This window comes from Curvibacter sp. GW821-FHT09D12, assembly GCF_059416245.1.
Map to the genome: position 1 here is coordinate 1 of NZ_JBWKOU010000025.1, position 14289 is coordinate 14289.

Here is a 14289-nt window from a genome sequence, read left to right on the forward strand (position 1 = left end):
GCTGCGATGGTTTCCACCGCGGCGCTGCCGCCCGTGGCCGCCGCCGCGTCAAAGCCCGTGGTGCGCACGGTGATGACCTTGGTGGCGTCCGCGCTTTGCACGGTGGCAATCGCGTTGCCCGCGTAGATCGGGCGCTCGAAGGTGTCGGCGCTGATGACCTTGCTGATTTCGCTGATCTGCGCCACGTCGAGCTTGGCCGCCACGCGCGGGGCCGCGTTCTTGCCACCGGCGGTGGCAGGGAACAGGATGTGGCTGTAGTTGGCTGCCATGGCCAGCACTTGGGCGGCCACGTTCTCGGCCAGGCCGTGGGCCAGGGCTTCGCTGTCGGCGTGGATGACTTTGCTGACACCGGCGATCTGGGCAGCAGCTGCAGCGGCAGCGCCTGCGTTGTGGCCCGCCACCAGCACGTGCACGTCGCCACCAGCCTGGATGGCTGCGGTCACGGTGTTCAGGGTGGCGCCTTTGATGGTCGCGTTGTCGTGTTCTGCAATTACGAGTGCGGTCATGTTCAGATCACCTTGGCTTCAGTTTTCAGTTTGTTCACCAGGGCGGCCACGTCGGCCACCTTCACGCCCGCACCTCGCTTGGGCGGCTCGCTGACCTTCAGGGTCTTCAGGCGCGGGCTCACGTCCACACCCAGGTCTTCGGGCTTGACGGTCTCCAGCGGCTTCTTCTTGGCCTTCATGATGTTGGGCAGCGTCACATAGCGCGGCTCGTTCAGGCGCAGGTCGGTGGTGATCACGGCCGGGATCGACAGGCTCAGGGTTTCCAGGCCGCCGTCGATTTCACGCGTGACGTTGACCTTGTCGCCCGCCACTTCGACCTTGCTGGCGAAGGTGGCCTGGGGCAGGTCGGCCAAAGCCGCCAGCATCTGGCCGGTCTGGTTGGCGTCGTCGTCAATGGCCTGCTTGCCCAGGATGATCAGGCCAGGCTGCTCTTTGGCCACCAGGGCGTTCAAGAGCTTGGCCACGGCCAGGGGCTGCAGTTCTGCATCGGTCTCGACCAGGATGGCCCGGTCGGCACCGATGGCCATGGCCGTGCGCAGGGTCTCCTGGCACTGGGCCACGCCGCAGCTCACCGCGATCACCTCGGTGGCCACGCCTTTTTCCTTCAGGCGCACCGCTTCTTCGACGGCAATCTCGTCAAAGGGGTTCATGCTCATCTTCACGTTGGCAATGTCCACACCCGTGTTGTCCGACTTCACCCGGACCTTCACGTTGTAGTCCACCACGCGTTTGACGGGGACGAGAATCTTCATGTTGCTTCCTCTTCAATGAATGCTGTGTTCAGTCGAGCTGGGCGCCAGACTGCTTGACCAGACGCTCCCAGACGGGAAATTCGCGTTTGTAGAATGTACCGAATTGTTCAGGGGTGTTGCCTACCGCCATGAAACCCATGGACGCTATGCGCTCCTTCACGTCGGGTAGCGCGCAGACTGCGCGCACCTCGGCCGAAATCTTTTGCACGATGTCCACCGGGGTTTTGGCCGGTGCTGCCATGCCCACCCAGCCCGAGGTGCGGTACACCTCGTCCTTGAGTCCCTGTTCCGGGAGTGTGGGCACGTTGGGCAGCACGGTCATGCGCTGCTCTCCTGTGACGCCGATGGCCTTGAGCTTACCCGTTTCAATGTGGGGTTTGGCGCCCAGGGCACTGGCAAAAGCCAATTGAATCTGCCCGCCAATCAAATCCTGCAGCATCGGGGCCTCACCCTTGTAGGCCACATGCGACATGTCGGCGTCCTGGGTCTGGCTCATGTAGGCCCCGGCCAGGTGGGCCTGAGACCCCACCCCCCAGGAACCGTAGGACAGCTTGCCCTTGTTCTTGGCCATGTAGGCCATCAGCTCGGCACCGTTGCCCACCGGCAGGCCCGCATTGACCACCAGCACCGTGGGCGCATTGGCGATCAGGGACACCAGGGCCAGGTCCCGCTGGGCGTTGTAGGGCATCTTGGTGTACAGGAACTGATTGATCAGCAGCGAGGTGCTCAGCGACAGCACCAGGGTGTAGCCATCCGGCGCCGCCTTGGCCACCGCATCGGTGCCCAGGATGCCCGCGGCACCGCCGCGGTTGTCGATCAGCACAGGTTGGCCCAGGCGTTGCGACAGCTTCTCACCAATCACGCGGGCCACCGTGTCGGTGGCCCCGCCGGCGTTGAAGGGAACAATGATCTTGACCGGCTTGGTCGGCCAGGGTTCGGCGGCGCGCACGGGCATGGCCCCGGCCAACAGCCATCCGGCGGCGCCGGCCTGCGCCAGCCAGTGGCGGCGGGTGGTGTGGTTCACGTCTTTCATGGTGTCTCCTTTTTTGAATTCTTGCGGCGAAGGCTTCAGGCGGCGTGCCAGCGCACTTTGACGGGCAGGCGCTCCAGCGAGGCGGCCAGGGCCAGGGCCCAGGCCTCCGGGGCCGCGCCATCCGCAGAGGCCACCCGCCAGCCATCGGCCGAGGGCTCGATGCGCAGCGCGGGCGCCTGGGCCAGGCCGGCCTCGGTCGCGCATTGGCGCGCCAGGTCCTCGATCACGCTGCGGGTCGCCAGCGCCCGCAGGTCGGGCTTGAAGATCTTGCCCACATTGGTCATGGGCATGTGCTCCAGCACCGTGATGTGGCGGGGCCGGGCCGGGGCTTCGTCCACGCGGCCTGCGGCAAAGGCCAGCAGCTCCTGCTCGGTGACGCTCTGGCCGGGCACCAGCGTGACGTACACCACCGGCAATTCGCCGGCATAGGCATCGGGGGCCCCCACGGCGGCACTGAGCTGCACGGCTGGGTGGGCTGCGACCGCATCCTCGATCACCTTGGGATCGATGTTGTGGCCGCCGCGGATGATCAGGTCTTTGGAGCGCCCCGAGATGTGCAGACGCCCCAGCTCGTCCACAAAACCGACATCGCCGGTGGCCAGCCAGCCATCGGGGGTGAAGGCCTTGGCGGTGTCGGACGGGTCCAGAAAGCCCGAGAACAGGTTGGGCGACTTGAACAGGATCATGCCCGCTTGCCCGACCGGCATCTCTTCGTCGCTGGCATTGCCCTGGGCATCCAGGCGCACGATGCGCATCTGAACAAAGGGCAGCGCGAAGCCGACACAGCCGGCAGGCCCCACCACCCCGGGCGGGGTGATGGTGGAAATGCCCGCCATTTCAGTCATGCCCAGCGACTCATGGATCTGGATGCCGAACAGCTGCACGAATCGCGCGGCCAGCTCGGGCGGCAGGGGTGCCGCCCCGGTGCGACCGTAGCGCAGCGAGGAGATGTCGGCCCCCGCGAGCGGCACGTTGGCCAAGGCGGCCAGCACGGTCGGCACGGCCGACAGCACCGTGGTGCGGTAGGCCTCGACCAGCTTCCAGTAGTTCTGGATCACCGCCTTGTTGCGCATCAGGGTGGTGGTGGGAATGATGGTTTCAGCGCCGGCCGAGCAGGCGGTGAGCGCACCGGCCAACACGCCGGCGACATGGAACAGCGGATAGCCGTTGATCGTCACGTCGGAGGGCCCCATGCCCTGGACCTGGATGCTGGCCCAGGCCGAGAACACCTGGGCGCCATGGCTGTGACGGGCGAGCTTGGGGGCACCGGTGGTGCCCCCGGTGTGAAAGTAGGCGGCGATGTCGCCAGGCTCGATCTCGCGTCCGCTCACCAGGCGGTCCTCGGGCTGCGCCTCGATGCAGCGCCGGAAGCACTGCACACCGGCCGGCAGATCAGGGGTCTGCGATTCGTCATGCGGTGGCACCCGCAGCACGGTCTGCAGGCCAGGCAATCGGGCCAGCAGGTGCTGGGCCTTGGTCCAGTAGCCCGAGTCGCCATCGACCCCATAGGCGATCAGCACGCGGGCCTGGGAGGCCTGCAGCAGAGAGACCAGCTTGTCGTCGCTGAGCAGCGGGTTCAGGGGCTGGACGATGCCTGCCGCACCACCGCCCCACAGGGCCAGGTGGTACTCCAGGCAACCGGGCAGCAGCACGGCCACCGCATCGGCGGGCTGCAGGCCCAGGCTGTGCAGGGCGTTGGCTGTCTGGTGGATGCCGGCCAGCAATTGGCGGTAGCTCCAGCGGATCGGGGGCTGGCTGGGGTCCGCTGGGTCAGCGGTGCGCAGAAAGGTCAGGGCGGTCTTGTCGCCAAAGGCCGCCGCCGAGTTGCAGAAAATCTCGTAGGTGCTGCGCACGGGCAGCGCCTCGGCCAGCGGACGGGCCTGCTCGATGCGCAGGATGTCGGCCCGGCTTTGGACCGGATGGGCTTGGGAGAAAGGCGGATGGATCAGGGGCATGGGAACGGGCGAAAAGAGGGTGACAGGGGGAGCAGCAAGACCGCACCCGGCAAGTTACGGCCGGACGCGTCAACCGTCAGTCGTCTGCGAGACCCCGTTCACAACGGGGTGCTGCCAGGCTCATTCGAGGGCGATGCCTTTGTCCCGAATCACCTTGCCCCATTTGGTGTCGTCCTGCTGGACCCGCTGCGCCATCTGGTCCGGAGCCTGGAAGCGGGCAAACGTGCCAGCCTGCAGCAGCTTGTCCTGGGTGTCCTTCTCGGCCAGGATGGCCTTGACCTCGTCGGCCAGGCGGTTCACCACCTCTTTGGGGGTGCCGCCCGGGGCCATCAGCCCACCCCAGGACACCGCGTCAAAGCCGCTGATGCCCTGCTCGGCCACGGTCTTCACATCGGGCAGCATGCTCACACGCTGAGGCGACCCCACCGCGATGGCGCGCAGCTTGCCCGATCGGATGTGCGGCAAGGCCGCCACCAAGTCGGCATACATCATCGGCACCTGGCCGCCCAGCAAGTCGGTGATGGCCGGCACGCCGCCCTTGTAAGGCACATGCTGCATGTCGAAACCGCCAAGCTGCTTGAGCAGTTCCATGCTCAGGTGGCCGAAGCTGCCGGCGCCCGAGCTGGTGTAGTTGATCTGACCCGGTTGGGCCTTGGCCTTGGCGATCAGTTGCGCCAAGGTGCTCACATCGGGCAGCACCGTGGGGTTGACCACCATCACGATGGGCAGGTCGTACACGGTGGCCACGGGGCTGAAATCCTTCACGATGTCGTAGCCGGCCTTCTTGTAGAGGTGCGGCGCCAGCAACGTGGGGGTGGCCAGCATCATCAGGGTGTAGCCGTCCGCGGGGCTCTTGGCCACGGCCGCAGCGGCAATCGAGCCCGACGCGCCGGCGCGGTTCTCGACCACCACAGGCTGCTTCAGGCGCTCGGCCAGGCGCTGACCGACGATGCGCGAAGCGGTGTCGGTGGGCCCGCCGGGGGGGAAGGGCACGATCAGCTTGATCGGGCGGCTCGGAAAGCTTTGCGCCAGGGCCACAGCCCCCAGGGTATGGGCGGCTAGCAGCCCGCTCAACAGGCCCAGTGCCCAACGACGGCCCAGGGTCAGGCCCGCGCCCGAAGCGCCAGCAGAAATTTTGCTCATCAAACAGTCTCCGTCGACAGGCTGGGGCCCCATGGGCCCCGCCCGCCTTTGTTGCAATCAGAAATGGACCGGCGCAGGGCTCAAAGCACGCCGCGGGCCTTGAGATCGGCCACGCGGGCTGCATCCAGCCCCAGCAGCTCGCTCAGCACGTCCTGCGTGCCCTCGCCCAGCACGGGCGGGGGGCGACGCACCGGCAGGCGTTCACCATCCAGCCGGTACGGGGGCGCCAGCACCGCCATGCTGCCCACCACGGGGTGGGGCTGCTCGGTCACCAGGCCGCCACGCACCGCGCGCTCGGAGGTCAGGGCCTCGTGCAGGCCCAGCACCTCGCCGCAGGGAATGCCCACCGCAGCCAGGCGCTCCAGCAGCAGCTTGCGCGGACGGGCCTTCAGCTCGGCCAGGAGCTGGGGTACCAACTCGTCGCGGTTGGAACCACGGCCCAGGTTGGTCTTGAAGCGCTCGTCGCTGGCGATGTCGGGGCGGTCAATCACGTCGCGGGCAAAGCGCTCAAACTGCGCGTTGTTGCCGACGGCGATCACCAGCGGGCCGTCGGCTGCGTCGAACACACCATAGGGCACGATCGAGGGATGGGCATTGCCAAAGCGCGGCGGGTCTTTCTGCTGCAGCAGGGCCTCCAGCCCGTAGTAGGCGGTGATCATCAGGCCGCTGTCGAACAAGGCCATCTCGATGTGCCGGCCCTGCCCCGTGCGCTGGCGCTCGAACAGGGCCGCCAGCACGGCCTGGGCCGAGTACATGCCCGTGAACATGTCAACCACGGCCACGCCGAACTTCAGCGGCGGCTGGGTGGCCTCGCCGTTCAGGGCCATCAGGCCGGCCTCGCCCTGCACGAGCAGGTCGTAGCCGGGACGGGCCGCCTCGGGGCCGGTGCGGTCATAGCCTGATACCGAGCAGTAGATGAGATCGGGCTTGAGGGCCTTGAGCTGCTCATAGCCCAGGCCCATGGTCTCAACATCGCCGTACTTGAAGTTCTGGATCACCACATCGCATTGCAAGGCCAGATCGCGCACGATCTGCTGGCCTTCGGGGGTCTTGAGGTCGACCGTGACCGAGCGCTTGTTGCGGTTCACGCTGTTGAAATAGGCTGTCTCGGTCTCGCCAATGCGCAGGCCCCAGTCGCGGGTGTCATCGCCCCGCTTGGGGTGCTCGACCTTGATCACCTCGGCGCCGAAATCACCCAGCACCATGCCGCACCAGGGGCCGGCCAGCACGCGGGAAAGATCGAGCACACGGACGCCGGCCAGCGGCAGTCCAGAGGGGGAAGCGGTCATGGGTCTTGTCTCCGTCAAATCGTTGAGGTCAGCCGGGCTGGCGCAGTTTCACGAAGTCGGGTTTGCGCTTGTCGAGAAAGGCACCGATGCCCTCCAGCGATTCTGCGCCACCCTGGGCCCGCACCATGTGCTGGGCCTCCAAATCGAGCTGCTGCTCCAGCGTGGCCTGGGGGGCGGAGCGGCAAAGCGCCTTGATCGCGGCATTGGCCTGCAGGGGGCCGTCTGCCACCTGACGGGCCAGGTGCACGGCCTGGGCCAGCGCATCACCCGCGTCGGTCAGGCGGTTGACCGCACCCAGGGCGTGCAGGCGCTCACCCGTGATGCGCTCGCCGGTCAGGCACAGCTCGGTCAGCACCTGGCGCGACACGAACTCGGCCAGGAAGGCGGTGGCGCCGCCATCCGGCGTGAGACCCACCTTGACATAGGCCACCGAGTAGATGGCGTCGCGCGCGCTGACCAGCAGATCGCAGGCCAGGGCGATGGACAGGCCCGCGCCGGCGGCTGCGCCTTCGACCGCGGCGACCACGGGCTTGGGGCAGTCGCGCAGGGTGCGGATCAGGTCATGCAGCCCCTCCAGGCGCTGCCGGCGCTCGGCCTCGGGCAACTCGCGGCGCTTGATCAGTTGGCGCAGATCGCCGCCCGAGCAGAACATGCCGCCAGCGCCCGTCAGCACCACGGCGCCCACCGAATCATCGGCGGCCGCCTGCTGGAGCGCCGCGGTGAGGGCGGCATAGAACTCGGGCGACAGCGCGTTGCGCACCGCCAGGTTGTTGTGCGTGAGCACCAGCACAGCGCCCTCGCGCTGCTGCAGCAGGATGGGACCGGTGGCGGCGCTCATGCCACGCTCCGGCCCAGCGCGATGTAGCGCTGCAGGTGGTGGTCCTCGTCGCCCAATTGATGGTCGATCATGACCAGGCGCTTGGCATAGTGGGCCAGGGGCAGTTCCCAGGTCATGCCGATGCCGCCGTGCATTTGCACAGCCTCTTCGGCCACCCGGGCACCAATGCGCCCGATGCTGAACTTGGCCGCCGACAGCGCGCGCTCGCGCGTCACGCGATCTGCCTCCATGGCTGCGGCAGCGTTGATCACGGCCGAGCGGGCCTGCTCGATCTCCAGCAGCACATCGGCCATGCGGTGTTGCAGCGCCTGAAAGCTGCCGATCGGCACGCCGAACTGCTTACGCGTCTGCAGGTACTCCAGCGTGTACTGCTTGGCCACGTCCATAGCCCCCACGGCCTCGGCGCACAAGGCCAGCAGGCCCCAGCCGATGGCCAGCTCGAGCGTGGCAAAGCCCTGCCCTGCGGCACCCAGCAAGGCGTCGGCGCCCACTTGCACCCCTTGCAAGGTCAGCTCGGCGGCCCGCCCGCCATCAATGCGGCCATAGCCGCGCAGCTGCACGCCAGCCGCGTCGGCCGGCACCAGGAACAGCGAGATACCGTCTTCGGACTCGATATCGCCCGACACCCGGGCGCTGATCAGCAGCAACTGCGCCGCCTGAGCCTGCAGCACGACCGCCTTGGCGCCGTCCAACTGCCAACCGGTGTCCGTGGCCGTGGCACGCGTGGCGACGCGCGACAGTTCATAGTGGTTGCCCGGCTCATCATGGGCCAGCGCAGCCACGGTGCTGCCATCGATCAGGCCGGCCAGCGCCGCCTGCTGGGCCGGGCTGCCGGCCGCAGCCAGGGCGCGGCCCACGATCAGGGTGCCCAGAAAGGGTTCGACCACCAGGCCGCGGCCCAGGCTCTCGAACACCACGCTGACGTCAAAGCCGGCGCCGCCAAAGCCGCCCACGGATTCAGGAAAGAGCGCGCCCAGGGCGCCGATCTCGGCCAGTTGCTGCCAGACGGAGGTGCTCAGGCCCTGCTCGCTGGCCGCCACCTGATTGCGCACCTCGAAGGGGTACTGCTCGGTGATGAAGCGGTTCAGGGTGTCCGCCAGCATGCGGCGGTCTTCGGTGTGTTCAAAGTTCATCGCGGTGTCCCTCGCTTCACAGGCCCAGGATCATCTTGGAGATGATGTTCTTCTGGATCTCGTTGGAGCCGCCGAAGATCGACAGCTTGCGGTTGTTGAAGTAGATGGCGGCCGCCTGGGCCGCCTCGGCCGGGCCCACGGGCTCGTCGGCATAGCCTTCGTACATGGCCTCTTCGATGAAGGGCAAGGCGTAGGGGCCCATGGCCCGGCGGGTGAGCGAGGTCAGCTCCTGGCGGATCTCGGTGCCACGGATCTTCAACATCGAGCTCTCGGCCCCTGGCACACCGCCACCAGCCACGGCAGCGATCACGCGCAGGTTGGTGGTCTTCATGTTCTCGAGATCGATCTCGACCTTGGCCAGGCGGGTGGCAAAGGACGGGTCTTCGATCAGCGGACGACCCTGGCGCTGCACCTTGGCCGCAATGCGCTTGAGGCGCTCGAGTGCCGCCACACTGAAGCCCACGCCGGCGATGTTGGTGCGCTCGTAGGTCAGCAGGTACTTGGCGTAGGTCCAGCCCTTGTTCTCCTCGCCCACCAGGTTGGCGACCGGCACCTTGACGTCGGTGAAGAAGACTTCATTGACCTCGTGCTCGCCGTCCAGCGTGATGATGGGGCGCACCTCCACACCGGGGCTGTTCATGTCGACCAGCAGGAAGCTGATGCCCGACTGCTGCTTGGCGTCGCGGTCGGTGCGCACCAGGCAGAAGATCATGTTGGCGTGGTGGCCGAGCGTGGTCCAGGTCTTCTGGCCGTTGACGATGTAGTGATCGCCCGTTTCGTCCTTGGCTCGCACCGCCGTGGTCTTGACCGAGGCCAGATCCGAACCCGAGCCGGGCTCCGAATAGCCCTGGCACCACCAATCGTCACCGTTCAGGATGCGCGGCAGCCAGTACTGCTTCTGGGCCTCGCTGCCGTACTTGATCAGCACCGGGCCCAGCATGTTGACGCCGAAGGGCACGATGCGCGGCGCACCGCCCACGGCACATTCGTGCTCGAAGATGAACTTCTGAACGGCGCTCCAGCCTGGGCCGCCATACTGCGTGGGCCAGTGATTGGCCAGCCAGCCACGCTCATTGAGCAGGGTGTGCCACTCCACCGAGTCAGCCCGGGTCAGGCGCAGGCCGGCCTTGACCTTGTCGCGCAGGCGCGCCGGCAGCTTGTCGTTCAGAAAGCCCTGCACCTCGGCACGGAAGGCTTCTTCTTCAGGGGTGAAATTCAGGTCCATGGGGGCTCCGGGATCAGAAGATTTCGAACAGGCCGGCGGCACCCATGCCACCGGCGATGCACATGGTGACCACGGCCCACTTGGCCTTGCGGCGACGACCTTCCAGCAGCACGTGGCCGGTCAGGCGGGCACCGGTCATGCCGAAGGGGTGGCCGATGGAAATGGCGCCACCGTTGACGTTGAGTCGCTCGTCCGGGATGCCGAGCTTCTGCTGGCAGTAGATGGATTGCGAGGCAAAGGCTTCGTTGAGCTCCCACAGGTCGATGTCTTCGACCTTGAGGCCATGGCGGGCCAGCAGCTTGGGCACGGCAAACACGGGGCCGATGCCCATCTCGTCGGGCTCACAGCCGGCAATGGCCAGGCCTCGGAAAGCCCCCAGGGGCTGCAGGCCCAGGCGCTCGGCCTCGGCGGCTTCCATCAGCACGCAGGCCGAAGCGCCATCGGACAGCTGCGAGGCGTTGCCCGCGGTGACGAACTTGTCGGGGCCATTGACCGGCGCCAGCTTGGCCAGGGCCTCGTAGGTGGTGCCACGGCGGTTGCAGTTGTCAGCGGTGGCGGTCACCTCTTGCTTCGTGACTTCCTTGGTCTCTTTGTTGACCACGGCCATGGTGGTGGTGCAAGGCACGATCTCTTCAGCGTAGCGGCCGGCCAGTTGGGCCTCTTCGGTCTTGCGCTGGCTTTCGGCCGAGAAGCGGTCCTGCGCCTCGCGGCTGATGCCGTAGCGCTGGGCCACGATGTCGGCGGTCTCGATCATCGACAGGTAGAGCTCGGGCTTGTGCTCGACGATCCAGGGGTCGAGTGTGAGCTGGGCATCGTCGCGGCTCTTGATGCCCGAGATGCTTTCCACGCCACCCGCGATCATCGCCGGCACGCCTTCGGTCACGATGCGACCCGCCGCCATGGCGATGGCTTGCAGGCCCGAAGCACAGAAACGGTTGACGGTGGTGCCGCCGATGGACAAGGGCAGGCCCGCGCGAATGACGGCCTGCCGGCCGATGTTGCGACCGGTGATGCCCTCAGGGTAGCCGCAGCCCAGGATGGCGTCTTCGATCAGGGCTGGGTCGATGCCCGAGCGCTCCACGGCGGCCTTGACGGCGAAGGCGGCCAGCGTGGGGCCGGGGGTGATGTTGAACTCGCCGCGGTGCGACTTGGTGAGCGGGGTGCGGGCGGTGGAAACAATGACGGCTTGGCGCATGGTGTGTCTCTTTTGAAAAGGTTTATTCGGACTTGTTGAGCGAGTCGAAGTTGGCGCCCTTGGCAACCAGCTCCACCAGCAGGGGCGAGGGTTTCCAGAACAGCGGGTCTTCCTTGGCGAACGATTCGATGTCCGCCAGGATCTGCGGCAGGCCCACCATGTCGGCGTACTTCATGGGGCCGCCGCGGAAGCGCGGAAAGCCGTAGCCGTAGACAAAGGTCACGTCCACATCGAGCGGGCGCAGCGCGATGCCCTGATGCACCACGTTGGCCCCTTCGTTGACCATGGCGGCCATGTAGCGGCGCATGATTTCTTCGTTATTGAAGGCGCGCGGCGTGATGCCGGCGCGCGCGCGCTCGGCGTCCACAATGGCCAGCACCTCGGGGTCGGGGCTGCCCACGCGGGCCCCATTGGGGTACAGGTAGTAGCCCCGCGCAGTCTTCTGGCCGAACCAGCCACGCTCGCAGATGCGGTCGGCAATCTGCACGTAGCGGGCCTTCGGGTCGCGGGTGGCGGCGCGGCGTTTGCGCGTGGCCCAGCCGATGTCGCCACCGGCCAGATCAGACACCTGGAACGGACCCATCGGGTAGCCGAAATCGCGCACGGCCTGGTCGATCTGGTAGGGCGATGCCCCGTCTTCCATCATGTGATCGGCCGCCGTGCGGTACACCGCCAGGATGCGGTTCCCGATGAAGCCGTCGCACACGCCGGCGCGCACCGGCACCTTCTTGAGTTTTTGCGCCAGCGCGAAGGCGGTGGACACCACATCGGCACTGACCCGGGCCGGCACCACGATCTCAAGCAGCTTCATGATGTTGGCCGGCGAGAAGAAGTGCAGACCCACCACGTCCTGCGGGCGGCTGACGCTGCCGGCGATCTCGTCGATGTCGAGGTAGGAGGTGTTGGTGGCCAGCACGGCGCCAGGTTTGCAGACACGATCCAACTCGGCAAACACAGCCTTCTTGACACCCATCTCCTCGAACACGGCCTCGATCACCAGGTCGACCTGGGCCAGCGCGTCGTAGGTGGTGCTGCCTGTGAAGCGCGCCATCACCGCGGCCTTGGCGTCAGGGCTCATGCGGCCCTTGGCGATCAGGCCGTCGTACACCTTCTCGACATTGGCACGGCCACGCGCAATCGATTCGGCATCGCGTTCGACCATGGTGACCGGCAGGCCGGCATCGAGCACCGACACCGCAATGCCCGCACCCATGGTGCCGCCCCCCACCACCCCGATGGTGTTGAAGGGGCGCGGCTGGGCGGCCTTGGCCTCGGGCACTTTGACCACTTCGCGCTCGGCGAAAAAGGCATGGATCAGGCCCGCACGTTGCGGGCTGTCAATGCACTGCAGGAACAGCTCTCGCTCGTGCTTCATGCCTTCGTCAAAGGGCAGGTCGAGGGCGCCCTGCACGGCTTCGATGATCTTGAGGGGGGAGAACAGGCCCTTGCTCTTTTTGGCGGTGTCGGCTTTCAAGGCGTCGAGCTGGGCCTGGGCGGTGGCCTTGTCGGCCAGGGCCGGTGCGTCGCAGCTGCGGCGCACGGGGGCCTGGCGGGCCAGCAGTTCGCTGGCGTAGGCCATGCCTTCGGCCAGGGCATCGGCCGCCGTGCCCACGCGGTCGACCAGGCCCAGCTTGACGGCCTCATCGGCGCCGATGTGGCGCCCGCTGAGCATCAGCTCGACCGAGGCCTGGACACCGGCCAGGCGCGGCGCACGCTGGGTGCCCCCCGAACCGGGGATCAGGCCCAACTGAACCTCGGGCAGGCCGAGCTTGCTGCCGGGCATGGCCACGCGGTAGTGCGCGGACAGGGCGATTTCGAGCCCGCCCCCCAGGGCCGGGCCGTGGATGGCGGCCACCACCGGCTTGCTGCACAGCTCGATGGTGCGGCACACCTCGGGCAGCGAAGGCGCCTGCGGCGGCTTGCCGAACTCGCGGATGTCGGCGCCGGCGATGAAGGCACGGCCCGCCCCCACGATCAGCACGGCCTGCACGGCGGGATCGGCTTCGGCGGCCTCGATGGCGGCCTTGAGGCCGGCACGCACCGCCACGCCCAGGGCGTTGACGGGGGGGTTGTCCACAGTGGCCACCAGCACAGCGCCGCTGCGGGTGGTCTTGACGGCTTCGGTCATGGTTTTTGTCTCCGGAGGCAATGAATGGCAAGCAGACGGCTGGCAGAACTCAAGCAGTTGAATTCGCCACAGCCAGCGATTGTTGTGGCGACAGTCATTCTTGACAATCCCATGAACCATTGACAGACTGTCAAACCATTTTTGACAACCACTCATCCGATGCACAGCCTGGACCTTGGCTCCCTCACCCTGCTGGTCGAGATCATTGACTCAGGCAACCTCAGCCAGGCGGCGCGCAAGCTCAAGATGAGCCGCGCCAATGTGAGCTACCACCTGAGTCAGCTGGAAAAATCGGTGGGGGTGCAACTGGTTCGGCGCACCACGCGCCGGGTGGAGCCCACCGAAGTGGGCATGCGGCTGTACGAGCATGGTCGCAGCATCGTCAACGAATTGCTGGCCGCTCGCGAAACCATCAACACCCTGGGTCAGGGTCTGCAGGGCCGCGTGGGCCTGAGCGTGCCCAGCGGCTACGGGCAGATGGTGATGTCGCCCTGGCTGATCGAATTCAAGCGCCTGTACCCCGGCATCGTGCTGGACGTGATGTTTGAGAACCGGGTGGACGACCTGGTGCGCGACGGCGTGGACATCGCCATCCGCGTCATGCCCGAGCCCCCCCCTCAGTTGGTGGCCCGCGACCTGGGCCCGGTGCGCTACCTGGCCTGCGCTTCCCGCAGTTGGCTGCAGGCACACGACCGGCCGCTTTCGCTGGAGCAGTTGCGCACCGCCCCATTGATCACCTCAGGGGTGGTCGGCCGGCAATTGCGCCTGCGGGCCTATCTGGAGGGGGTACGCGAAGAGGTCACGCTGGAGCCAACGCTGATTTCCGAGCATTTTCCATTCCTGCGCGACGCCATCCTGGCCGGGCTGGGGGTGGGCCTGGTGCCCGATTACGTGGTGCAGGACGCGGTGGACAGTGGCGAGGTGCAGACCCTGTTCGACGAATACCGACTGAGCATCTTCGGCACCGGCATGTACCTGCTGTACATGCCCAACCGGCACCAGACGCGGGCAGTGCGCACCTGCATCGATTTCATCCTGGGCAAGGCCATGCCGGGCCACAGCCCGCAAGAAGCGGTGGGCGGGCTCTGAAGC

The 14289-nt window shown here is 66.9% G+C and carries 11 protein-coding genes and 1 pseudogene; 1 reads left to right on the forward strand and 11 read right to left on the reverse strand.

Annotated features, from left to right (window positions below; all coding sequences use genetic code 11):
• From AC07PT_RS25690 to AC07PT_RS25740, 11 genes and pseudogenes are all read right to left on the reverse strand, one after another.
• Nucleotides 1-506 (reverse strand): annotated as a pseudogene (locus tag AC07PT_RS25690) (electron transfer flavoprotein subunit alpha/FixB family protein); the annotation flags it as partial.
• Between the two features lie 2 nt (nt 507-508).
• Nucleotides 509-1258, reverse strand: a complete 750-nt coding sequence (locus tag AC07PT_RS25695; RefSeq protein WP_492346231.1) for an electron transfer flavoprotein subunit beta/FixA family protein — start codon at nt 1256-1258, stop codon at nt 509-511.
• Between the two features lie 28 nt (nt 1259-1286).
• Nucleotides 1287-2291, reverse strand: a complete 1005-nt coding sequence (locus tag AC07PT_RS25700) for a Bug family tripartite tricarboxylate transporter substrate binding protein (RefSeq protein WP_494658609.1) — start codon at nt 2289-2291, stop codon at nt 1287-1289.
• A 35-nt stretch (nt 2292-2326) separates the two neighbouring features.
• Nucleotides 2327-4246, reverse strand: coding sequence for an acyl-CoA synthetase (locus AC07PT_RS25705; RefSeq protein ID WP_494658610.1), 1920 nt, complete (start codon nt 4244-4246; stop codon nt 2327-2329).
• A gap of 120 nt (nt 4247-4366) precedes the next feature.
• The gene (locus AC07PT_RS25710; RefSeq protein WP_494658611.1) at nt 4367-5389 is read right to left on the reverse strand and encodes a Bug family tripartite tricarboxylate transporter substrate binding protein; all 1023 of its coding nucleotides are present in this window, start codon (nt 5387-5389) and stop codon (nt 4367-4369) included.
• A gap of 80 nt (nt 5390-5469) precedes the next feature.
• The gene (locus AC07PT_RS25715) at nt 5470-6678 is read right to left on the reverse strand and encodes a CaiB/BaiF CoA transferase family protein (protein ID WP_492346227.1); all 1209 of its coding nucleotides are present in this window, start codon (nt 6676-6678) and stop codon (nt 5470-5472) included.
• Between the two features lie 28 nt (nt 6679-6706).
• Nucleotides 6707-7516, reverse strand: a complete 810-nt coding sequence (locus AC07PT_RS25720; RefSeq protein ID WP_494658612.1) for an oxepin-CoA hydrolase, alternative type — start codon at nt 7514-7516, stop codon at nt 6707-6709.
• Nucleotides 7513-8649, reverse strand: a complete 1137-nt coding sequence (locus AC07PT_RS25725) for an acyl-CoA dehydrogenase family protein (RefSeq protein ID WP_494658613.1) — start codon at nt 8647-8649, stop codon at nt 7513-7515. Before AC07PT_RS25725 ends, AC07PT_RS25720 begins: the two co-directional genes overlap by 4 nt.
• Before the next feature lie 16 nt (nt 8650-8665).
• Nucleotides 8666-9874, reverse strand: coding sequence for an acyl-CoA dehydrogenase family protein (locus AC07PT_RS25730; protein ID WP_492346224.1), 1209 nt, complete (start codon nt 9872-9874; stop codon nt 8666-8668).
• A gap of 13 nt (nt 9875-9887) precedes the next feature.
• A complete protein-coding gene (locus AC07PT_RS25735; protein WP_492346223.1) occupies nt 9888-11069 on the reverse strand; it encodes an acetyl-CoA C-acyltransferase in 1182 nt (393 codons plus the stop codon).
• Nucleotides 11070-11091: 22 nt separating this feature from the next.
• Entirely contained in the window at nt 11092-13197 is a 2106-nt protein-coding gene (locus tag AC07PT_RS25740; protein WP_492346222.1) for a 3-hydroxyacyl-CoA dehydrogenase NAD-binding domain-containing protein, read from the reverse strand.
• Nucleotides 13198-13365: 168 nt separating this feature from the next.
• Between AC07PT_RS25740 and AC07PT_RS25745 the strand changes: the two genes are divergently transcribed.
• Nucleotides 13366-14286 carry a LysR family transcriptional regulator gene (locus tag AC07PT_RS25745; RefSeq protein ID WP_492346657.1) on the forward strand — a complete coding sequence of 307 codons (921 nt, stop codon included), beginning with the start codon at nt 13366-13368 and terminating at the stop codon, nt 14284-14286.
• Nucleotides 14287-14289 lie beyond the last annotated feature (3 nt).

Coding starts and splice junctions, on each gene's coding strand:
- AC07PT_RS25700 (WP_494658609.1), bottom strand. CDS start 2,291: ATGAAAGACGTGAACCACACCACCCGCCGCCACTGGCTGGCGCAGGCC.
- AC07PT_RS25715 (WP_492346227.1), bottom strand. CDS start 6,678: ATGACCGCTTCCCCCTCTGGACTGCCGCTGGCCGGCGTCCGTGTGCTC.
- AC07PT_RS25730 (WP_492346224.1), bottom strand. CDS start 9,874: ATGGACCTGAATTTCACCCCTGAAGAAGAAGCCTTCCGTGCCGAGGTG.
- AC07PT_RS25720 (WP_494658612.1), bottom strand. CDS start 7,516: ATGAGCGCCGCCACCGGTCCCATCCTGCTGCAGCAGCGCGAGGGCGCT.
- AC07PT_RS25710 (WP_494658611.1), bottom strand. CDS start 5,389: ATGAGCAAAATTTCTGCTGGCGCTTCGGGCGCGGGCCTGACCCTGGGC.
- AC07PT_RS25735 (WP_492346223.1), bottom strand. CDS start 11,069: ATGCGCCAAGCCGTCATTGTTTCCACCGCCCGCACCCCGCTCACCAAG.
- AC07PT_RS25725 (WP_494658613.1), bottom strand. CDS start 8,649: ATGAACTTTGAACACACCGAAGACCGCCGCATGCTGGCGGACACCCTG.
- AC07PT_RS25705 (WP_494658610.1), bottom strand. CDS start 4,246: ATGCCCCTGATCCATCCGCCTTTCTCCCAAGCCCATCCGGTCCAAAGC.
- AC07PT_RS25740 (WP_492346222.1), bottom strand. CDS start 13,197: ATGACCGAAGCCGTCAAGACCACCCGCAGCGGCGCTGTGCTGGTGGCC.
- AC07PT_RS25695 (WP_492346231.1), bottom strand. CDS start 1,258: ATGAAGATTCTCGTCCCCGTCAAACGCGTGGTGGACTACAACGTGAAG.